We start from the raw sequence: 16,278 nt of genomic DNA, 5'->3' as shown, positions 1-16,278 counted from the left end.
CCAGCGCGGGGCCGAGCTTGGCGAGGTTGATCTGGTGCGGGAAGTTCCACGGGGTGATCGCGCCGACGACGCCGACGGCCTCACGTGCGATCGTGCGGCGGGTGGGGATCCCCATCGGTGCGGCCTCGCCGAGATCGACGTTCCATCGATACGACTCGGCGGTGTCGGCGGCGAAACTCAAATCGCCGACCGGCCCTTCCAATTGCGCCGCGGCGGTGAGCATCCGCGGTGCACCCACCTCGGCGATGGTGATCTCGCGCAGTTCTTCGACGTGCTCCTGCATCGCGTCGCGGAGCTGGCGAATGCAGCGCACCCGTAGTTCGGTGTTGCGCGACCAGTCGGTGTCGTCGAAGGCCCGGCGCGCCGCCTCGATCGCGCGGCCCATGTCGTCGGCGTCGGCGTCGGCCGCGACCCCCAGCACCTCTTCGGTGGCCGGGTTGACCGTGCCAAAGGTGCCCTGGCTGCCACTCGTCAGCTTGCCGTCGATGAGCAGCGAGCTCACCCCGTCGGCCAGCAATGCCATCGTCGCCTCCACCGGTGATAGTCAATGGACAGTTGTCCGGAATTGTCCAGTCGAACATAGTCACAGCGCTGCGGGAAAGGCAAGAGCGACCGACCGACGATGGCGGTCTCACCGCGCTTAACTGCGAATTCACCGAACATACTTGCCCGAGTCCGACCCTTTCGGATAGCTTGGACAAGTGTCCAGCGATCCAGCGGTCACGCTCACTCCTGACGCCGGAGCTCCGGCCGGTGACGTGCCGCGCAACCGTCGACAGGAAGAGACCTTCCGCAAGGTCTTGACCGCGGGCGTCGAGGTCCTACGCGAGACGTCCTACGCCGACCTCACCGTGCGTGCGGTCGCGGCCCGCGCCAAGGTCGCCCCGGCGACGGCCTACACCTACTTCTCGTCGAAGAACCATCTGATCGCCGAGGTGTATCTCGACCTGGTGCGGCAGGTCCCGTACTTCACCGACGTCAACGAGCCGATGCCGACGCGAGTCGACAAGGCGCTGCGCCACCTCGCACTGGTAGTCGCCGACGAACCCGAAGTCGCCGCGGCGTGCACGACCGCGTTGCTCGGCGGTGGCGGCGATCCCGCGGTCCGGTCCGTGCGCGACCGGATCGGGGCCGAGATCCACCGGCGCATCACCTCGGCGATCGGCCCCGACGCCGAACCCCGCATCGTGTCGGTCCTCGAGATGACCTTCTTCGGCGCGCTCGTCAACGCCGCCAGCGGCGCCTATACCTACCACCAGATCGCCGACCACCTCGCCTATGCGGTCGGTCTCATCGTCACGACGGAAGCCTGATGACCACCATCGATAAGCCGCTGCTCGATCCTTACGACTACGACTTCCACGAAGACCCGTACCCGTACTACAAGCGATTGCGCGACGAGGCCCCGCTGTATCACAACGAGGAACTCGGCTTCTGGGCCTTGTCGCGACACCAGGACGTGCACCAAGGTTTCCGCAACAGCACGACGCTGTCGAACAAGTACGGCGTCTCGCTGGACCCGGCGTCGCGCGGACCTCATGCCGCCAAGACCATGTCGTTTCTGGCGATGGACGACCCTGCTCACCTACGGCTGCGGACCCTGGTCTCAAAAGGGTTCACCCCCAGGCGCATTCGCGAGCTGGAACCACGCGTCACCCAGATCGCAACCCAGCATCTCGATACCCTTGTCGAAAAAGCGGCATCCGGGGTCGCCGTTGACTACGTCGACGAGTTCGCCGGCAAGTTGCCCATGGACGTCATCTCCGAATTGATGGGTGTGCCCGAGCCCGATCGAGCCCAGGTCCGGGCCTGGGCCGACGGGGTGATGCATCGCGAAGAGGGCGTCACCGATGTACCGCCGGAGGCGATCGAGGCCTCGCTCAACTTGATCGTCTACTACCAGGAGATGGTGGCCGAGCGGCGAAAGAACCTCACCGACGACCTCACGTCGGCGCTGCTGGAGGCCGAGATCGACGGCGACCGGCTCACCGACGACGAAGTCCTCGGCTTCATGTTTCTGATGGTGATCGCCGGAAACGAGACCACCACCAAACTGCTTGCCAACGCCGCGTTTTGGGGCCACCGCAATCCAGACCAGCTGGTGTCGGTCTACGACGATCTGTCCCGGGTGCCGCTCTGGGTCGAGGAGACGCTGCGCTACGACACGTCCAGCCAGATCCTGGCCCGCTCGGTGTCCGGTGAACTCACGCTGTACGACACCACCATTCCCGACGGCGATGTGCTGCTGCTGCTGCCCGGCTCGGGGCACCGCGACGAGCGCGCATTCGACAATCCTGACGACTTCGTCATCGGCCGCGACATCGGCTCCAAACTCTTGAGTTTCGGCAGCGGTGCACACTTCTGCCTGGGTGCGCATCTGGCGCGGATGGAGGCCCGGGTCGCCCTCACCGAATTATTCACCAGAATCCGCAAATACGAAGTCGACGAGGAAAACTCGGTTCGCGTTCATTCCAGCAATGTCCGGGGCTTCGCCCACCTACCGATGACCGTGGAGGTCCGCTGAATGCCCCGCTTTGACCCCCTGCCCGAACGCCGCCCGGCCATCGTCGCGGGTGCGTCGTCCGGTATCGGCGAAGCCACCGCCATCGAACTCGCGGCCCACGGCTTCCCCGTCGCGCTGGGCGCCCGCCGGGTGGAGAAACTCGACGACATCGTCGGCAAGATCAACGCCGAAGGTGGCGAAGCGGTCGGCTTCCACCTCGACGTCACCGATCCGAACTCGGTGAAATCTTTTGTCGCGCAATCGGTGAACGCACTCGGCGAGATCGAGGTGCTGGTGGCCGGCGCCGGCGACACCTACTTCGGCAAGCTGGCCGAGATCACGACCGACGAATTCGACTCGCAGCTGCAGATCCACCTGGTCGGCGCCAACCGGCTTGCCTCGGCGGTGCTGCCAGGCATGATGCGGCGCCAGCGCGGCGATCTGATCTTCGTGGGATCGGACGTGGCGCTGCGCCAGCGGCCGCACATGGGTGCATACGGCGCGGCCAAGGCCGCCCTCGTCGCGATGGTCACCAACCTGCAGATGGAACTCGAAGGCACCGGCGTCCGCGCCTCGATCGTGCATCCGGGCCCGACCAAGACCGGAATGGGCTGGAGCCTGCCGGCCGAGAAAATCGGTCCCGCCCTTGAAGACTGGGCAAAGTGGGGCCAGGCCCGCCACGACTACTTCCTGCGTGCCGCGGATCTCGCGCGAGCCATCACGTTCGTCGCCGAGACGCCACGCGGCGGCTTCATCGCCAACATGGAGCTCCAACCCGAAGCCCCCCTGGCCGATACCAAGGACCGCCAGAAACTCGCACTCGGCGACGAAGGGATGCCCGGACAGTGACCGCGATACGACGATGCGGCGCGAGGTACGAGCGCCGAGGAGGAGTGAGCACATGACTACGACGACTATGGTGCCGCGGGTGTCCGGCGGCGAGGAAGAACACGGACACCTGGAGGAATTCCGTACCGATCCAATCGGTTTGATGCAGCGCGTCCGGGACGAATGCGGGGACGTCGGCTGGTTCCAGCTGGTCGACAAGCACGTCATCCTGCTGTCGGGCGCAGAGGCCAACGAGTTCTTCTTCCGCTCCGCCGACGAGGATCTCGACCAGGCCGCGGCGTATCCGTTCATGGCGCCGATCTTCGGTAAGGGCGTGGTGTTCGACGCCAGCCCCGAGCGGCGCAAGGAGATGCTGCACAACTCGGCACTGCGCGGCGAACAGATGAAAGGCCACGCCGCCACCATCGAGGCTCAGGTCCGCGGGATGATCGCCGACTGGGGCGACGAAGGTGAGATCGAACTGCTCGACTTCTTCTCCGAGCTGACCATCTACACGTCGACGGCGTGTCTGATCGGCGTGAAGTTCCGCGAACAACTCGATCACCGGTTCGCCGAGTACTACCACGAACTCGAACGCGGCACCGATCCGCTCTGCTACGTCGACCCGTACCTGCCGATCGAGAGCTTCCAGCGGCGCGACGAGGCGCGGGTGAAACTGGTTGCGCTGGTTCAGGAAATCATGAACCAGCGAATCGCCAACCCGCCCTCCGACAAATCCGACCGCGACATGCTCGACGTGCTGGTGTCGATCAAGGACGAGCAGGGCGAGCCGCGCTTCTCCGCCGACGAGGTCACCGGCATGTTCATCTCGCTGATGTTCGCCGGGCACCACACCAGCTCCGGCACGTCGGCGTGGACGTTGATCGAACTGATCCGGCACACCGATGTCTACGCCGAGGTGGTGTCCGAGCTCGAAGAGCTCTACGCAGACGGTCAAGAAGTCAGTTTCCATGCGCTGCGGTCGATTCCGAAGCTCGACAACGTGGTCAAGGAGACACTCCGGCTGCACCCGCCGCTGATCATCCTGATGCGGGTGGCACGGGGCGAATTCGAGGTCGCCGGTTTCCCGATCCATGACGGCGACTATGTGGCCGCCTCTCCGGCTATCTCCAATCGGATCCCCGAGGACTTCCCCGACCCCGACGCGTTCAATCCGGATCGTTACAACAAGCCCGAGCAGGCCGACATCGTCAACCGGTGGACCTGGATTCCATTCGGAGCGGGCCGACACCGGTGCGTGGGCGCCGCTTTCGCGCAGATGCAGATCAAGGCGATCTTCTCGGTCCTGTTGCGCGAATACGACTTCGAGATGGCCCAGCCCGCCGACAGCTATCACAACGACCACTCGAAGATGGTCGTGCAGCTGGCCAGCCCGGCCAAAGTTCGTTACCGCAAGCGCCAGGTATAAGGCAGCTCATGGGTTTTCGCATCGAAGCCGACCTGGATCTATGCCAGGGCCATGCGATGTGCGAGCTGGAGGCACCCGACTACTTCCGGGTGCCCAAACGCGGCAAGGTCGAAGTCCTGAATCCCGAGCCCGGTGACGAGGCCCGCGACGAAGTCCAGCGCGCGGTCGAAATGTGCCCAACCCAAGCCCTTTTGATCAAAGAAGATTAAGGAGACTAGCCACAATGTCTAAGGCGTCACACTCCCGCGAAAAACTCGAGGCATGGGTCGACCGCTGGTTGCAAGCCAACAAGGACTGCGAAAAGGCCGGCGACTGGCGGCCTTTGGGTGACTTCTACGCACCCGAGGCCACCTACGGCTGGAATATCGGCCCCAAGGAAGACGTGATGTGCGTCGGGGTCGACGAGATCCGCGACGTCGCGCTGGGCCTTGAGATGGAGGGCCTGGAAAACTGGGTGTACGAGTACCAGAAGGTCCTGATCGACGAGAAGCAGGGCGAGATCGTCGGTTTCTGGAAGCAGATCGTCAACAAGTCCGACGGCAGCCAGGACGAGATCTACGGCATCGGCGGCAGCTGGTTCCGTCTCAACGACGACGCGCTCATCGAGTGGCAGCGGGACTTCTTCGACTTCGGTCACGTCGCGAAGATGTTTGCGAACCTGATCGAATCCGGCGACCTCAGCGACGGGATGCAGAAGCGCATCGCGCGCAGCGTGGCCGGGGAGAAGCTGCCCGGCTACTACCCGCTGGGCCAGGCGCCAGTCCCGATCTGGTGATCACATCCGGCTCCCCTGGTGACTCGCGTCACCCGCTGACCTACACTCGACCAAGCGGTTGCTTGCCTGAAGCTCGGGCCGTCCCCAACCGACGTTCAATGACGAAAGCAGGTTCACGGTGAAGACCAAAGGCGCGCTCATCTGGGAGTTCAATCAGCCCTGGTCGATCGAGGAAATCGAGATCGGCGACCCCCAGAAGGACGAAGTCAAAATCCAGATGGAAGCGGCCGGAATGTGCCACTCCGACCACCACCTGGTCACCGGCGGCATCCCGATGGGCGGCTTCCCAGTTCTCGGTGGTCACGAGGGCGCCGGCATTGTCACCGAAGTCGGCCCCGGCGTCGAAGACATCGGCGTCGGCGACCACGTCGTGTTGTCCTTCATCCCGTCCTGCGGTCACTGTCCGACCTGCCAGGCCGGCATGCGCAACCTGTGCGACCTGGGTGCCGGGCTGCTCAACGGCGCCGCGGTATCCGACGGCACGTTCCGCATTCAGGCCAAAGGCAAGGACGTCTTCCCGATGACGCTGCTCGGGACGTTCTCGCCGTACATGGTCGTCCACAAAAGCTCGGTGGTGAAGATCGACCCGACGGTTCCGTTCGAGGTCGCCGCCCTGGTCGGCTGCGGCGTTACCACCGGCTACGGTTCAGCCGTCCGCACCGCCGACATTCGGCCCGGCCAAGACGTGGCGATCGTCGGCGTCGGCGGCGTCGGCATGGCCGCGTTGCAGGGCGCCGTCAACGCCGGCGCGCGCTACATCTTCGCGATCGACCCGGTCGAGTGGAAGCGTGACCAGGCCCTCAAGTTCGGCGCGACACACGTCTACCCCGACATCTTCGCCGCGATGGGCGGAATGATGGACGTGACCTACGGCCTGATGGCGCACAAGGTGATCGTGACCGTCGGGGAGTTGCAGGGCGCCGACGTCGACAACTACCTGATCCTGACCCAGAAGGGCGGCACCTGCGTGCTGACCGCCATCGGCAGCCTGGTGGACAACAACGTCACGCTGAACCTGGCGATGCTGACCCTGATGCAGAAGAACCTGCAGGGAACGATCTTTGGTGGCGGCAACCCGCAGTACGACATTCCGCAGCTGCTGTCGATGTACAAGGCCGGCAAGCTCAACCTCGACGACATGATCACCCGCCAGTACAAGCTGGAGCAGATCAACGACGGCTACCAGGACATGCTGGACGGCAAGAACATTCGTGGCGTCATCCGTTTCACCGACGCCGACCGGTAACCGTCATGTCTGCCGAGACCGCCGAAAAGTCACCCGCATTGGCCGCGTCGCAGTCGTCGTGGCGCTGCGTCCAGGCCCATGACCGGGAGGGCTGGCTGGCCCTGATGGCCGACGACGTTGTGGTGGAAGACCCGATCGGCAAGTCCATCACCAACCCCGAGGGCACCGGCGTGCGGGGCAAGGACGGCGTCGCGGAGTTCTACGACACCAACATCGCCGCCAACAATTTGACGATCACCTGCGAGGAGACGTTTCCGTCGAGCGATCCGAACGAGGTCGCGCATATCTTGGTGCTGGACAGCAAGTTTGACAACGGAATCACCAGCAGCGTGCGGGGCGTGTTCACCTACCGCGTCAACGACGCCGGGCTGATCGCGAACATGCGCGGCTACTGGAACCTCGACATGATGAAATTCGGTCAACAGGAGTGACCTCGTTGCTCGCCGACCGCGGCGCGGTCGTGGTCGGCGGGTCACGCGGGATCGGCGCGGCGGTTGCCGCACTGCTTGCGCAGCACGGCGCCGGCGTGGTGATCAACGGCCGGGACGCTGACGCGGCCCGTTCCACCGCCGAGGCGATCACCGCAACCGGCGGACGGGCCGTCGCACATCCGGGTTCGCCGTCCGAGCAGTTGGCCGCAGAGTCGTTGGTGGACAACTGCATTGACGAGTTCGGCGGCATCCACATTCTGATCAACTGCGCGGGCATCGCCGAACCGCCGGGCTCATCCATCCTCGACATCAGCGCGGCGCAGTTCGCCGAATTGATGGACGCACATCTCGGCACGGTGTTCGCCACCTGTCGCGCCGCGGCACCGAAGATGATCGCCCAAGGCGGCGGCAGCATCGTCAACAGCAGTTCGTTCGCGTTCCTCGGCGACTACGGTGGCACCGGTTATCCGGCCGGCAAGGGCGCGGTGAACAGCCTGACGCTGGCGATCGCGGCCGAACTGAAGGAGCACCGCGTACGGGCCAACGTGGTCTGCCCGGGCGCGAGGACACGATTGTCGACCGGCCCGGACTACGTCGCACACATCCAGGACCTGAATCGGCGGGGCATGCTGGACGACGTCTCCATGCAGGGTTCGCTGGATGTCGCGCCGCCCGACTACGCCGCGCCGGCTTACGTCTTTCTCGCCAGCGACCTGGCCAGCCACCTGACCGGCGAAATACTTGCTGCTTCAGGCGGTTTCGTCGGAAGATTCCCGAAGGCGGCGCCGGAGCTGGTCGGCTACCGGGACCATCACGACGCGCCGCCCTGGACCGTCGCCGAGCTGTCGGCGATGTTCGACGCCTGCGCCGGCTGAGCTCTGGCCGCGCAACCTATGCTGAAGCGATGGCGACCATTTTCACCAAGATCATCAACGGCGAACTGCCCGGCCGGTTCGTGTACGAGGACGACGAGGTCGTCGCCTTCCTGACCATCGAGCCGATGACCCAGGGCCACACGCTGGTGGTGCCACGAGCAGAGATCGATCAATGGCAAGGCGTCGATGCCGCGGCGTTCGGCAAGGTCATGTCCGTCGCGCAACTGATCGGCAAGGCCGTCACCAAAGCGTTCGACGCCGACCGCGCCGGGTTGATCATCGCCGGTCTCGAGGTTCCACACCTGCACGTGCACGTGTTCCCGGCGAAGAGCCTCAGCGACTTCGGCTTCGCCAACGTCGACCGCAACCCCTCACCGGAATCCCTCGACGAGGCGCAGGCGAAAATCAAAGCCGCGCTTGCCGAACTCGGCGAAGGCTGATCAGCCCCGCTCCCGGTATTCGTGCCGGGTCCTGATCAGCCCGGGAAACGACTGATGCGCGGACTTGGCCCACGCGTCCATCGTGTCGATGTCGATCGCCATTGACGATCTATACGACGCCGCCAACAGGGCGATAACCGACGCGTAGACGACCGCCATTCCGCAGGCGAGCAGTTGCCAGTCGTGGTTGACGAGAATGGGCACCACCACGCTCGCGATTGTCAGCGTCAGCGCAATCACCAGGAGTCCGCCGTAGGTGATGATGGACGCGGCGGCGATGGCATATCGCTTCTCTTTCAACAAGATCGGGATCTCGTTGACCAGCCGGCCGCTGGTATGGCCGAGCCACAGCCGGGTGGGAAACGTGATGCTGGGGATGTGGTCCAGCAACTTCTGCTCGAGTATGACGATCGCCTGGTTGTGCGCATACACTCGGCTGTTCAACTGCGAATGCCACGCGAATGCCACCCATACCGGTATCGGGACCACCGGAACCAACGCGTGCGGGACGGTCTCGGGTCTTGTCGCCCACACGGCCCCCACGACGGTCGAATAGGCGACCAGGATGCTGACCAGCGAAAGGGCGTGTCCCAGAATGCTTTGCACCTCCGTGCGCTCCGCCTGGAACAGCGCGACGATCGCCGGCACCGAGTCTTCATTGCCGATCGAATCGTCGTGGGGAGTCGTCAAGGGACTAACGCCGCCTGGGCGGGTACGTCGGTGATGCGCGGCAGGCTGACGAAGAAGCGGCAGCCCTGGCCCGGTGCCGTGGTCACGTTCACCGTTCCACCGTGCGCCTGCACCAGCGAGTCGACGATCGACAGTCCCAGACCGCTACCGCCACTGCTACGAGTGCGAGAGGAGTCGGTGCGGTAGAACCGCTCGAAGATCCGCAACGCGTCCTCCTGACTCATCCCGGGTCCTTCGTCGACGACTTCGAGTATCGCGTCCTCGACGGTGGTGCCGACTCGCACGATGATGCCCGCGGTCTCCGGCGTGTGCTGCAGCGCGTTGGTCATCAGGTTGCCCAGCACCTGACGGAGCCGGGCCTCGTCGCCCAGTGCTTCGGGGGTGCCCGGGCCGTCGATCACCTCGATGGAGATCGTGCGATCAGGCGAAACCGCGCGCGCGTCGTGCACCGCGTCGGTAGCCAGCGCCAGCAGGTCGACCCGCTTGCGCTCGATCGGGCGTTGCGCATCGAGGCGCGCCAGCAGCAGCAGATCGTCGATGAGCAATCCCATCCGGCGTGACTCGCTCTCGATGCGCGACATCACCATCTCCATGTCGCGCGCCGCGCCCTGCCGGTACAGCTCGGCGAAGCCGCGCATGGTGGTCAGCGGGGTGCGCAATTCGTGGCTGGCGTCGGTGATGAAGCGGCGCATGCGGTCTTCGGAGATCACCGCCTGCTCGGCGGAGTGTTCGGACGATGCCACTGCCTGCTGGATCTGCGCGAGCATTCCGTTGAGCGCCGCGGACAGTCGCCCAACCTCCGTTCGTGAATCGCGTTCGGGCACACGACGATCCAGTTGGCCCGCCGCGATCGCCGCAGCGGTCTGTTCGACCTCGATCAGAGGTTCCAGGCTTCGATGTACCACCCACGACCCGGCCAGACCCAGAACCAGTAGCACGGCCACCCCGATGCCGAGTTGCAGCCACGCCAGCGAACGCACGGTGTGCTGGATCTCGGACAGATCATAGGCGACGGTAACCAGTCGATTGGGTCCACGCATGGAGACCACGCGCCATTGCACACCCGAGTTATCCACGGAGCCAACGGTTATCGGGTCGGGGCCGACGTCGTCATTGGCCGGCAACCGGGGTTCGGCGTGCCGATCGTTGATGACCGTCTTGCCGCGTCCATCGGCGGCCAGGCTGCGGACGTAGAAGTTCGATGGCGGACGGTCGAGGTTGGCCCCGTGCGGGATCTTCAGCGCGCCCTTGGGAGCCTGCGCCCAACCGCGCGATGCCTCCTCCAGCGTCTGGTCGGCGCGTGCGATCAGGTGTTGGCGCAGGATCGAGGTCACCGCGATGCCGGACGCGGTCAGACCACACGCCACCAGCAGCAGGGTGGCGGCGACCAACGCGACGCGTAGCGGCAACTCGAGGCGAAAGTGTCGCGGCATAGAAGTTAACGAGGCTCCCGGAGTACATAGCCCACCCCGCGCAGGGTGTGCAGCAGTCGCTTCTCGCCGGTGTCGATCTTGCGGCGCAGATACGACACGTAGGACTCTACGACGTTGACGTCGCCACCGAAGTCGTAACGCCACACGTGATCCAGGATTTTCGGCTTGCTCAGCACAGTGCCCGCGTTGATCACGAAGTAACGGAGCAAGGTGAACTCGGTGGGCGACAACGAGACAGGCTGCCCCGCCTTCCACACCTCGTGGGTGTCTTCGTCGATTTCGATGTCGGCGAACGACAGTCGAGCGTTGTGACCGTCGGTGGCGCCTTTCCCGGTGCGCCGCAAGATAACCCGCAGTCTCGCGACAACTTCTTCCAGGCTGAACGGTTTGGTGACGTAGTCGTCGCCCCCGAGTGTGAGACCGGCGATCTTGTCCTGCAACGAGTCACGGGCGGTGAGGAACAGTGCTGGCGCGTCGATGCCGTCGGCACGCAGCCGGCGCAGCACCCCGAAGCCGTCCATGCCGGGCATCATCACGTCGAGGATCACCGCGTCCGGTTTGATGTCGCGGGCCAGATCCAACGCTGATGCGCCGTTGGTCGCGGTGTGAACTTCGAAGCCCTGGAATTTGAGGCTTACCGACAGGAGTTCGACGATGTTGTCTTCGTCGTCGACGACCAGGACACGCGCCTCGGGTGCTGTTTCATGCACTGCTGCTGACATGACGTCAATTCCCCCTTACTTAGCTGAAGAATGACTGCGTGCGGGCTGTGTCCGAGCTGAGAGTTCGTTGCGAGGCCGATCATGGCCAACTACCACGGGATTTGCCCAGGACTGAATAGACTCGGGGGATGGATCTCGGCAAAAGTCTGGTGAGCCTCGCCACCGCACCGATGCGGGTCGGACTTGCCGCCGCCGACGCCGGGGTGGGCATCGCGACGACCGCGCTCGGGATGGCGCACCGCAGCCTGGGCGATACGGCCACGGCGAGCGGCCCCAACGCGGTGGCGCACATGCTCGGCATCGACGACGCGATGGCCAGGGCGAATCGACTGGCCCGGTTGCTGGACGACGACACCCCGCTGGGGCGCGCCATTGCCACCGACGGCCCGATCGATCGGCTGCTACGGCCGGGCGGGGTCGTCGACATGCTGACCGCGGAGGGCGGCCTGCTCGACCGGCTGACCGCCGAGGGCGGCGGACTCGAGCGGGCACTGAAGCCGGGCGGACTGGTAGACCAGCTGACCGCCGACGACGGGCTGATCGAGCGGGTGCTGGCCGAGGACGGACTGGCAGATCGGCTGCTGGCCGAAGGCGGGCTCATCGACAAGCTGACCGCGCGCAACGGCCCGCTGGAGCAGCTCGCCGACGTCGCCGACACGCTGGCCCGGCTCGCGCCCGGGATGGAGGCGCTGGAGCCGGCCATCGCGACTCTGCAAGACGCGGTGATGTCGCTGACCCTGGTGGTCAACCCGTTGAGCAATATCGCCGAGCGGATCCCGCTACCCGGCCGCCGCCCGAGCCGACGTACACCGAGTCGGACGGTGCGTTCCCAGCGGGTGATCGACCACGAGAACTCGGCCCACGAGGAGTGACCCGATAGGCTGGCCGGGTAAATCAGGCCTCCTTAGCTCAGTGGTAGAGCAACGCTCTTGTAAAGCGTAGGTCGTCAGTTCAATCCTGACAGGGGGCTCTGCATCGTCAGAGGAGTTCTCATGACCTATCGCCGTCTTGCATGGGCGCTCGCAACTGCGCTGGTGGCGGCCATCATTCCGGTCGCGGTTCACGCTGACCCGTCGGTGCCGCCGGGTCAACCGGTGAAGTGCTTGACCAACTCCCCCAAGAAGCAGGTCCTCGTCCCTTGCGATCTGCTCAACGCGGGCGCCAACTTCCCGCCGGGATACCGTTGCCCCCTGCCGCTCGAGCAGTACACGCAGGATGTGCAGGACTGGTGTGGCGTGGGGCCGGGGCTTGGAGTCACGCCCCCAGGCGCTCCACCGCCGGCGCCTCCCACGAGTTCGACAACTCCCACGAGTCCGACGAAGCCGACAAGCCCGACCACTCCGACAAGTCCCACGAGTCCCACGAGCCCGACCACTCCGACAAGTCCTGCGACGCCGGCAAGCCCCGCCAGCCCGGCGATTCCCGTCAGTCCGACGAGTCCAACGAGTCCCGGGCACTGAACACCGCCGGCAGCGTATTCAGCGCCGAGCTTGAGCGCGATCGCTCAACAAGTCCCTAGTTCCTTGCACTGCTGCGTAGCAGCGCCGCTATTGCTCGAACCGCTGCCGGCAGTGGTGCCGGTCGTCGATCCATTTGAAGAGGCGGTGGTCGAGCCCGTCGTTGTCCCGGTGCTCGACCCGGTAGTCGTACCGGTCGTCGACCCGGTGGTAGAGCCCGTCGTCGTACCGGTGCTCGACCCGGTAGTCGTACCGGTAGTCGTGCCGGTGGTGGACCCCGTCGTCGTCCCGGTAGTCGTACCGGTCGTCGACCCGGTGGTAGAGCCCGTCGTCGTACCGGTGCTCGACCCGGTAGTCGTACCGGTAGTCGTGCCGGTGGTGGACCCCGTCGTCGTCCCGGTAGTCGTACCGGTCGTCGACCCGGTGGTAGAGCCCGTCGTCGTACCGGTGCTCGACCCGGTAGTCGTACCGGTAGTCGTGCCGGTGGTGGACCCCGTCGTCGTCCCGGTAGTCGTACCGGTCGTCGACCCGGTGGTAGAGCCCGTCGTCGTACCGGTGCTCGACCCGGTAGTCGTACCGGTAGTCGTGCCGGTGGTGGACCCCGTCGTCGTCCCGGTAGTCGTACCGGTCGTGGTCTTGCCCGGTCCATTGGTATGACCCGGCGGAGGTGGCGCGATAGGGATCGGGACGGGAATCGGTACGAAAATGGGTGGCGGCGCCGGCACAAATGCCGGCGGGTCGACGGGCGCGGCCGGTGCGGGGGCCGCCGGCGCGGCAGGCGCAGGAACGAACGGCGCGGCAGGCGCAGGAACGAACGGGGCGGCGGGCGCCGGAACCAGTTCGGCCGGTGCGGGAGCAATCGGTGCGGCCGGTGCGGGTACGACCGCGGCCGGCGCGGGAGCAACTGGTGCGGCCGGTGCGGGAACAACTGGTGCGGCCGGCGGCGGCCCAGTGACTTGGCTGGAGTTGGTCAAGGTGTAGGCCAGCCCACCTCCGGCCAGCGCCACCGCGAGTACTGCGGTCGCGAACAGATAGGTCGGCAAGCGAGACGCATTATCTGGTCCCGGTGGAGTATTTCGTCTTGGATTCATGGTCGCGTTCCTCACGACGTGGCAAACATCCCCGCCCATCCGCAATGAAACACCTCGTTCGTTGAAATCGCGGCGTTTCGGTCATCTTGTTGAACGTCTTGTCATTTGCAGGACACCTGGCCACAGCACCGGTGAAGCCACCGTATTTTGAATTGATGATGCATTCGCTATGCAAGGCTTCTGAGATTCGCCTGTCGCGTCGCCGATGTGAGCGCCTCTGACGCGGAATTACTCGGGCGCTAATACCCGCCCCTGAATCGAAACCCATTTACCCAGAAAGGAGCCGCTATCCCCTTATTATGAGTTTGCTCCCGGGCGCTGGCCCGGGCGTCGACTGTGATGCGATCCGCCTACACAGGTAGGTGAAATGCCAAACGTGCGCGCGCCGCGAGCAACGCCGACCGCTGCATGGCGGGCAGTTCGACAAAAGGTCGGCGATTCGGCCTGGCCACGCATCCGCGAGATCGCGACCAGCACTGTCATTGTGATCACCCTTGCGATCGGTGTGGTCTGGAACTTGCCTGATGCCGCGATCACCCGGGCCGTCTCGCCCCTTCTCCGACCGATCGCCCTCGCAGTCGGGCTTGACCAGAGCTGGTCGATGTATGCGCCCAATCCCCCACGCCGACAAGAGAATATCGAAGTGCGCATCTCGATGGCCGACGGTTCCGAGAGGGTGTGGACACTTCCCCGGCTTCAGCCCGTATTCGGAGTGGCGTTCTCACACCGCTGGCGCAAACTTAAAGAGACGCTGCTGACCGAACAGCAAACCCGACCAGAGTTCGTCCATTGGGTCGTCCGCGAAATGAGCCGCCCCGGTGACCGCCCGCTGCACGCCGACATGCTCCTACGTAGACAGGACATCCCGCCGCCGGGGGCGAGCGGACCCGGGCAAGTGGTCCTCGAGAGGCTCTACAGCGAAGACCTGGCAGGGAACCGATGACCTCGATGGCGCACTCAATTCGGGGGCCACTTCTCGCGTTCAGCACGGCGTGGCACTCGTTTTGGTTTCAGCCGCAAGAGATGTACACACTGGGCCTGATGCGCATGGCATTCGGTGCGCTTGCCATCCTCTGGGGACTGTGGCTGTTACCGATGTACAACGGGTTACTCAAGGCCGAAGGGCCGATACCCAAGCAGCCGTCGATCGCTGACACATGGGGGATTTTCGAACTCTGGAACAGCAACGGCGCCATCCTGATTGGAGTTCTGGCGCTCCTGGTGGCGGCTATCGCTCTGCTTGTCGGTTGGCATAGCAGGCTCGCCGCGGTAGTCGTCTTCGTTTTGATTCTGTCTTTTGAACGGCGGGCTCCGGCGGTCTTCAACGGAGGTGACGTTCTTGTCCGGATCGAGGCTCTGTTCCTCGCCGCATCACCGTGCGGGACTGCGTTATCGCTCGACCAGAGACGCAAGACCGGATCATTTTGGTCGGCACAGACGCGTGCCCATTGGCCAATAAGGCTGATGCAGGTTCAGATGTCGCTCATTTACCTCGCGGCCGCGCGGTCGAAGTTGGCGGGCGACACCTGGTTGGACGGCACTGCTGTCTCCTACGCGCTGCGAGTCGCGGATATGCGGCGGCTGCCGCTGCCGGAGTGGCTCATGACGAATCCGCTGGCGATGAATGTAGCGACCTGGGGGGCGATTGCGATCGAGTTGGCGGTCGGCATCCTGGTGTGGTTCGCCCCCGCTCGCCCCTATGTCTTATGCGCAGGCGTATTGATGCACGTAATGATCGCCGTGCACATCCAGATCGGCATATTCAGTTACGCGATGTTTGTCATGTACTTGGCCTGGATCTCGCCGGAGAGGGTAACGCAGTTGCACGGCAGGTTGAGAGGGATGCGACAGCCGAGAAACACAGTCGCGAGTCCTGTCAGTGCTACGACTACGACGACCCCGGGCAGTACACCGTGACGGCGTCCTGCATGAAGTGGTCTACCTGAGGTGGCGTGAGACCGTCGGCCATCAAACGACTTTCGAGTCCCCTGATTGCGGTGGAGTACGGGCTTGGCTGCAAGCCGAATCGCGGCATCAAACCTTGATCATGGCCGAGAACGTTGTCGTTGCAGCGTTGATGCGCAATGCCGATCAGCGGCGCCGGGTTGGCTACGTCCACTCCGTCTTTGGTGAGCAACCCGACAAATTGATCGTCTAATCCGTCGGCGTGCGCGCTAGGTGCCGCGAGAGATATCGCCGCAACGGCGAGCACAAGCCGACGACAGATCACGGCTGAGTCTGACACCTCCGCCGCCAAACTGCATGCGGTGTGAATTCCCGTTGGAAATCCCCCGAAAGCGTGGAGGCATGCACTATGAGGAGTAGTCATGTCAGAGACGCGCAGGAAGTTCGACCAGG

General features: G+C 64.6%; 20 protein-coding genes and 1 tRNA gene. 16 read left to right on the top strand and 5 right to left on the bottom strand.

Translation table 11 applies throughout. The features are described from left to right. Positions 1-523 (bottom strand): aldehyde dehydrogenase family protein (locus tag A5658_RS09395; RefSeq protein WP_156751333.1); only part of this gene is annotated, 523 nt, incomplete at its 3' end. Between the two features lie 178 nt (positions 524-701). Between A5658_RS09395 and A5658_RS09390 the strand changes: the two genes are divergently transcribed. From A5658_RS09390 to A5658_RS09345, 10 genes are all read left to right on the top strand, one after another. Continuing rightward, positions 702-1,313, top strand: coding sequence for a TetR family transcriptional regulator (locus A5658_RS09390; protein WP_067333281.1), 612 nt, complete (start codon positions 702-704; stop codon positions 1,311-1,313). Continuing rightward, on the top strand, positions 1,313-2,524 hold the full coding sequence (locus A5658_RS09385; RefSeq protein WP_067333279.1) for a cytochrome P450: 1,212 nt from the start codon (positions 1,313-1,315) through the stop codon (positions 2,522-2,524). Before A5658_RS09390 ends, A5658_RS09385 begins: the two co-directional genes overlap by 1 nt. Further along, positions 2,525-3,352, top strand: a complete 828-nt coding sequence (locus tag A5658_RS09380; RefSeq protein WP_067333277.1) for an SDR family oxidoreductase — start codon at positions 2,525-2,527, stop codon at positions 3,350-3,352. Positions 3,353-3,404: 52 nt separating this feature from the next. Further along, positions 3,405-4,760: a cytochrome P450 gene (locus A5658_RS09375; protein ID WP_067333275.1), complete on the top strand. Its 1,356-nt coding sequence runs from the start codon at positions 3,405-3,407 to the stop codon at positions 4,758-4,760. Between the two features lie 8 nt (positions 4,761-4,768). Further along, entirely contained in the window at positions 4,769-4,969 is a 201-nt protein-coding gene (locus A5658_RS09370; RefSeq protein WP_067333273.1) for a ferredoxin, read from the top strand. Between the two features lie 14 nt (positions 4,970-4,983). After that, the gene (locus A5658_RS09365) at positions 4,984-5,535 is read left to right on the top strand and encodes a hypothetical protein (RefSeq protein ID WP_067333271.1); all 552 of its coding nucleotides are present in this window, start codon (positions 4,984-4,986) and stop codon (positions 5,533-5,535) included. A gap of 118 nt (positions 5,536-5,653) precedes the next feature. Beyond that, complete coding sequence (locus A5658_RS09360; RefSeq protein ID WP_067333269.1) at positions 5,654-6,781, top strand: NDMA-dependent alcohol dehydrogenase; 1,128 nt, start codon at positions 5,654-5,656, stop codon at positions 6,779-6,781. 5 nt (positions 6,782-6,786) lie between these two features. Further along, positions 6,787-7,212: a ketosteroid isomerase family protein gene (locus A5658_RS09355; RefSeq protein ID WP_067333266.1), complete on the top strand. Its 426-nt coding sequence runs from the start codon at positions 6,787-6,789 to the stop codon at positions 7,210-7,212. Next, positions 7,209-8,087 carry an SDR family NAD(P)-dependent oxidoreductase gene (locus A5658_RS09350; protein WP_082993045.1) on the top strand — a complete coding sequence of 293 codons (879 nt, stop codon included), beginning with the start codon at positions 7,209-7,211 and terminating at the stop codon, positions 8,085-8,087. The genes A5658_RS09355 and A5658_RS09350 overlap by 4 nt, the downstream gene beginning before the upstream one ends. A 29-nt stretch (positions 8,088-8,116) precedes the next feature. After that, positions 8,117-8,527, top strand: coding sequence for an HIT family protein (locus tag A5658_RS09345; protein ID WP_067333264.1), 411 nt, complete (start codon positions 8,117-8,119; stop codon positions 8,525-8,527). Here A5658_RS09345 and A5658_RS09340 read toward each other — a convergent pair whose 3' ends face one another. Genes A5658_RS09340 through A5658_RS09330 form a run of 3 tightly spaced genes read right to left on the bottom strand, consistent with a single transcriptional unit; the run spans position 8,528 to position 11,372 of the window. Next, positions 8,528-9,217 carry a hypothetical protein gene (locus tag A5658_RS09340; protein ID WP_067333262.1) on the bottom strand — a complete coding sequence of 230 codons (690 nt, stop codon included), beginning with the start codon at positions 9,215-9,217 and terminating at the stop codon, positions 8,528-8,530. Next, positions 9,214-10,650, bottom strand: a complete 1,437-nt coding sequence (locus A5658_RS09335) for a cell wall metabolism sensor histidine kinase WalK (RefSeq protein ID WP_067333260.1) — start codon at positions 10,648-10,650, stop codon at positions 9,214-9,216. The genes A5658_RS09340 and A5658_RS09335 overlap by 4 nt, the downstream gene beginning before the upstream one ends. 5 nt (positions 10,651-10,655) lie before the next feature. Further along, positions 10,656-11,372, bottom strand: a complete 717-nt coding sequence (locus A5658_RS09330) for a response regulator transcription factor (RefSeq protein ID WP_067333258.1) — start codon at positions 11,370-11,372, stop codon at positions 10,656-10,658. Between the two features lie 128 nt (positions 11,373-11,500). On the opposite strand from A5658_RS09330, the gene A5658_RS09325 reads away from it, so the two are divergent. The 6 genes from A5658_RS09325 to A5658_RS09295 all read left to right on the top strand — a co-directional run bounded on the left by A5658_RS09325 (position 11,501) and on the right by A5658_RS09295 (position 15,837). Beyond that, entirely contained in the window at positions 11,501-12,244 is a 744-nt protein-coding gene (locus A5658_RS09325) for a hypothetical protein (RefSeq protein WP_067333256.1), read from the top strand. Positions 12,245-12,270: 26 nt separating this feature from the next. Next, a tRNA-Thr gene (locus A5658_RS09320) sits at positions 12,271-12,342 on the top strand. Positions 12,343-12,600: 258 nt separating this feature from the next. After that, complete coding sequence (locus A5658_RS09315) at positions 12,601-12,891, top strand: hypothetical protein (RefSeq protein ID WP_067333253.1); 291 nt, start codon at positions 12,601-12,603, stop codon at positions 12,889-12,891. 31 nt (positions 12,892-12,922) lie between these two features. Continuing rightward, complete coding sequence (locus tag A5658_RS27965; RefSeq protein WP_067333250.1) at positions 12,923-13,486, top strand: hypothetical protein; 564 nt, start codon at positions 12,923-12,925, stop codon at positions 13,484-13,486. An 801-nt stretch (positions 13,487-14,287) separates the two neighbouring features. Beyond that, entirely contained in the window at positions 14,288-14,863 is a 576-nt protein-coding gene (locus tag A5658_RS09300) for a hypothetical protein (RefSeq protein WP_067333246.1), read from the top strand. A gap of 98 nt (positions 14,864-14,961) precedes the next feature. Continuing rightward, positions 14,962-15,837 carry an HTTM domain-containing protein gene (locus A5658_RS09295; protein ID WP_231997259.1) on the top strand — a complete coding sequence of 292 codons (876 nt, stop codon included), beginning with the start codon at positions 14,962-14,964 and terminating at the stop codon, positions 15,835-15,837. Here A5658_RS09295 and A5658_RS09290 read toward each other — a convergent pair. After that, positions 15,809-16,165, bottom strand: coding sequence for a DUF732 domain-containing protein (locus A5658_RS09290; protein WP_197503087.1), 357 nt, complete (start codon positions 16,163-16,165; stop codon positions 15,809-15,811). The two genes, A5658_RS09295 and A5658_RS09290, sit on opposite strands and share 29 nt — an antisense overlap. Positions 16,166-16,278: the final 113 nt, after the last annotated feature.

It is taken from the genome of Mycobacterium sp. 1245111.1 (assembly GCF_001673405.1).
GTDB lineage: Bacteria > Actinomycetota > Actinomycetes > Mycobacteriales > Mycobacteriaceae > Mycobacterium.
This window is presented reverse-complemented; position numbering and strand designations above follow the sequence as displayed.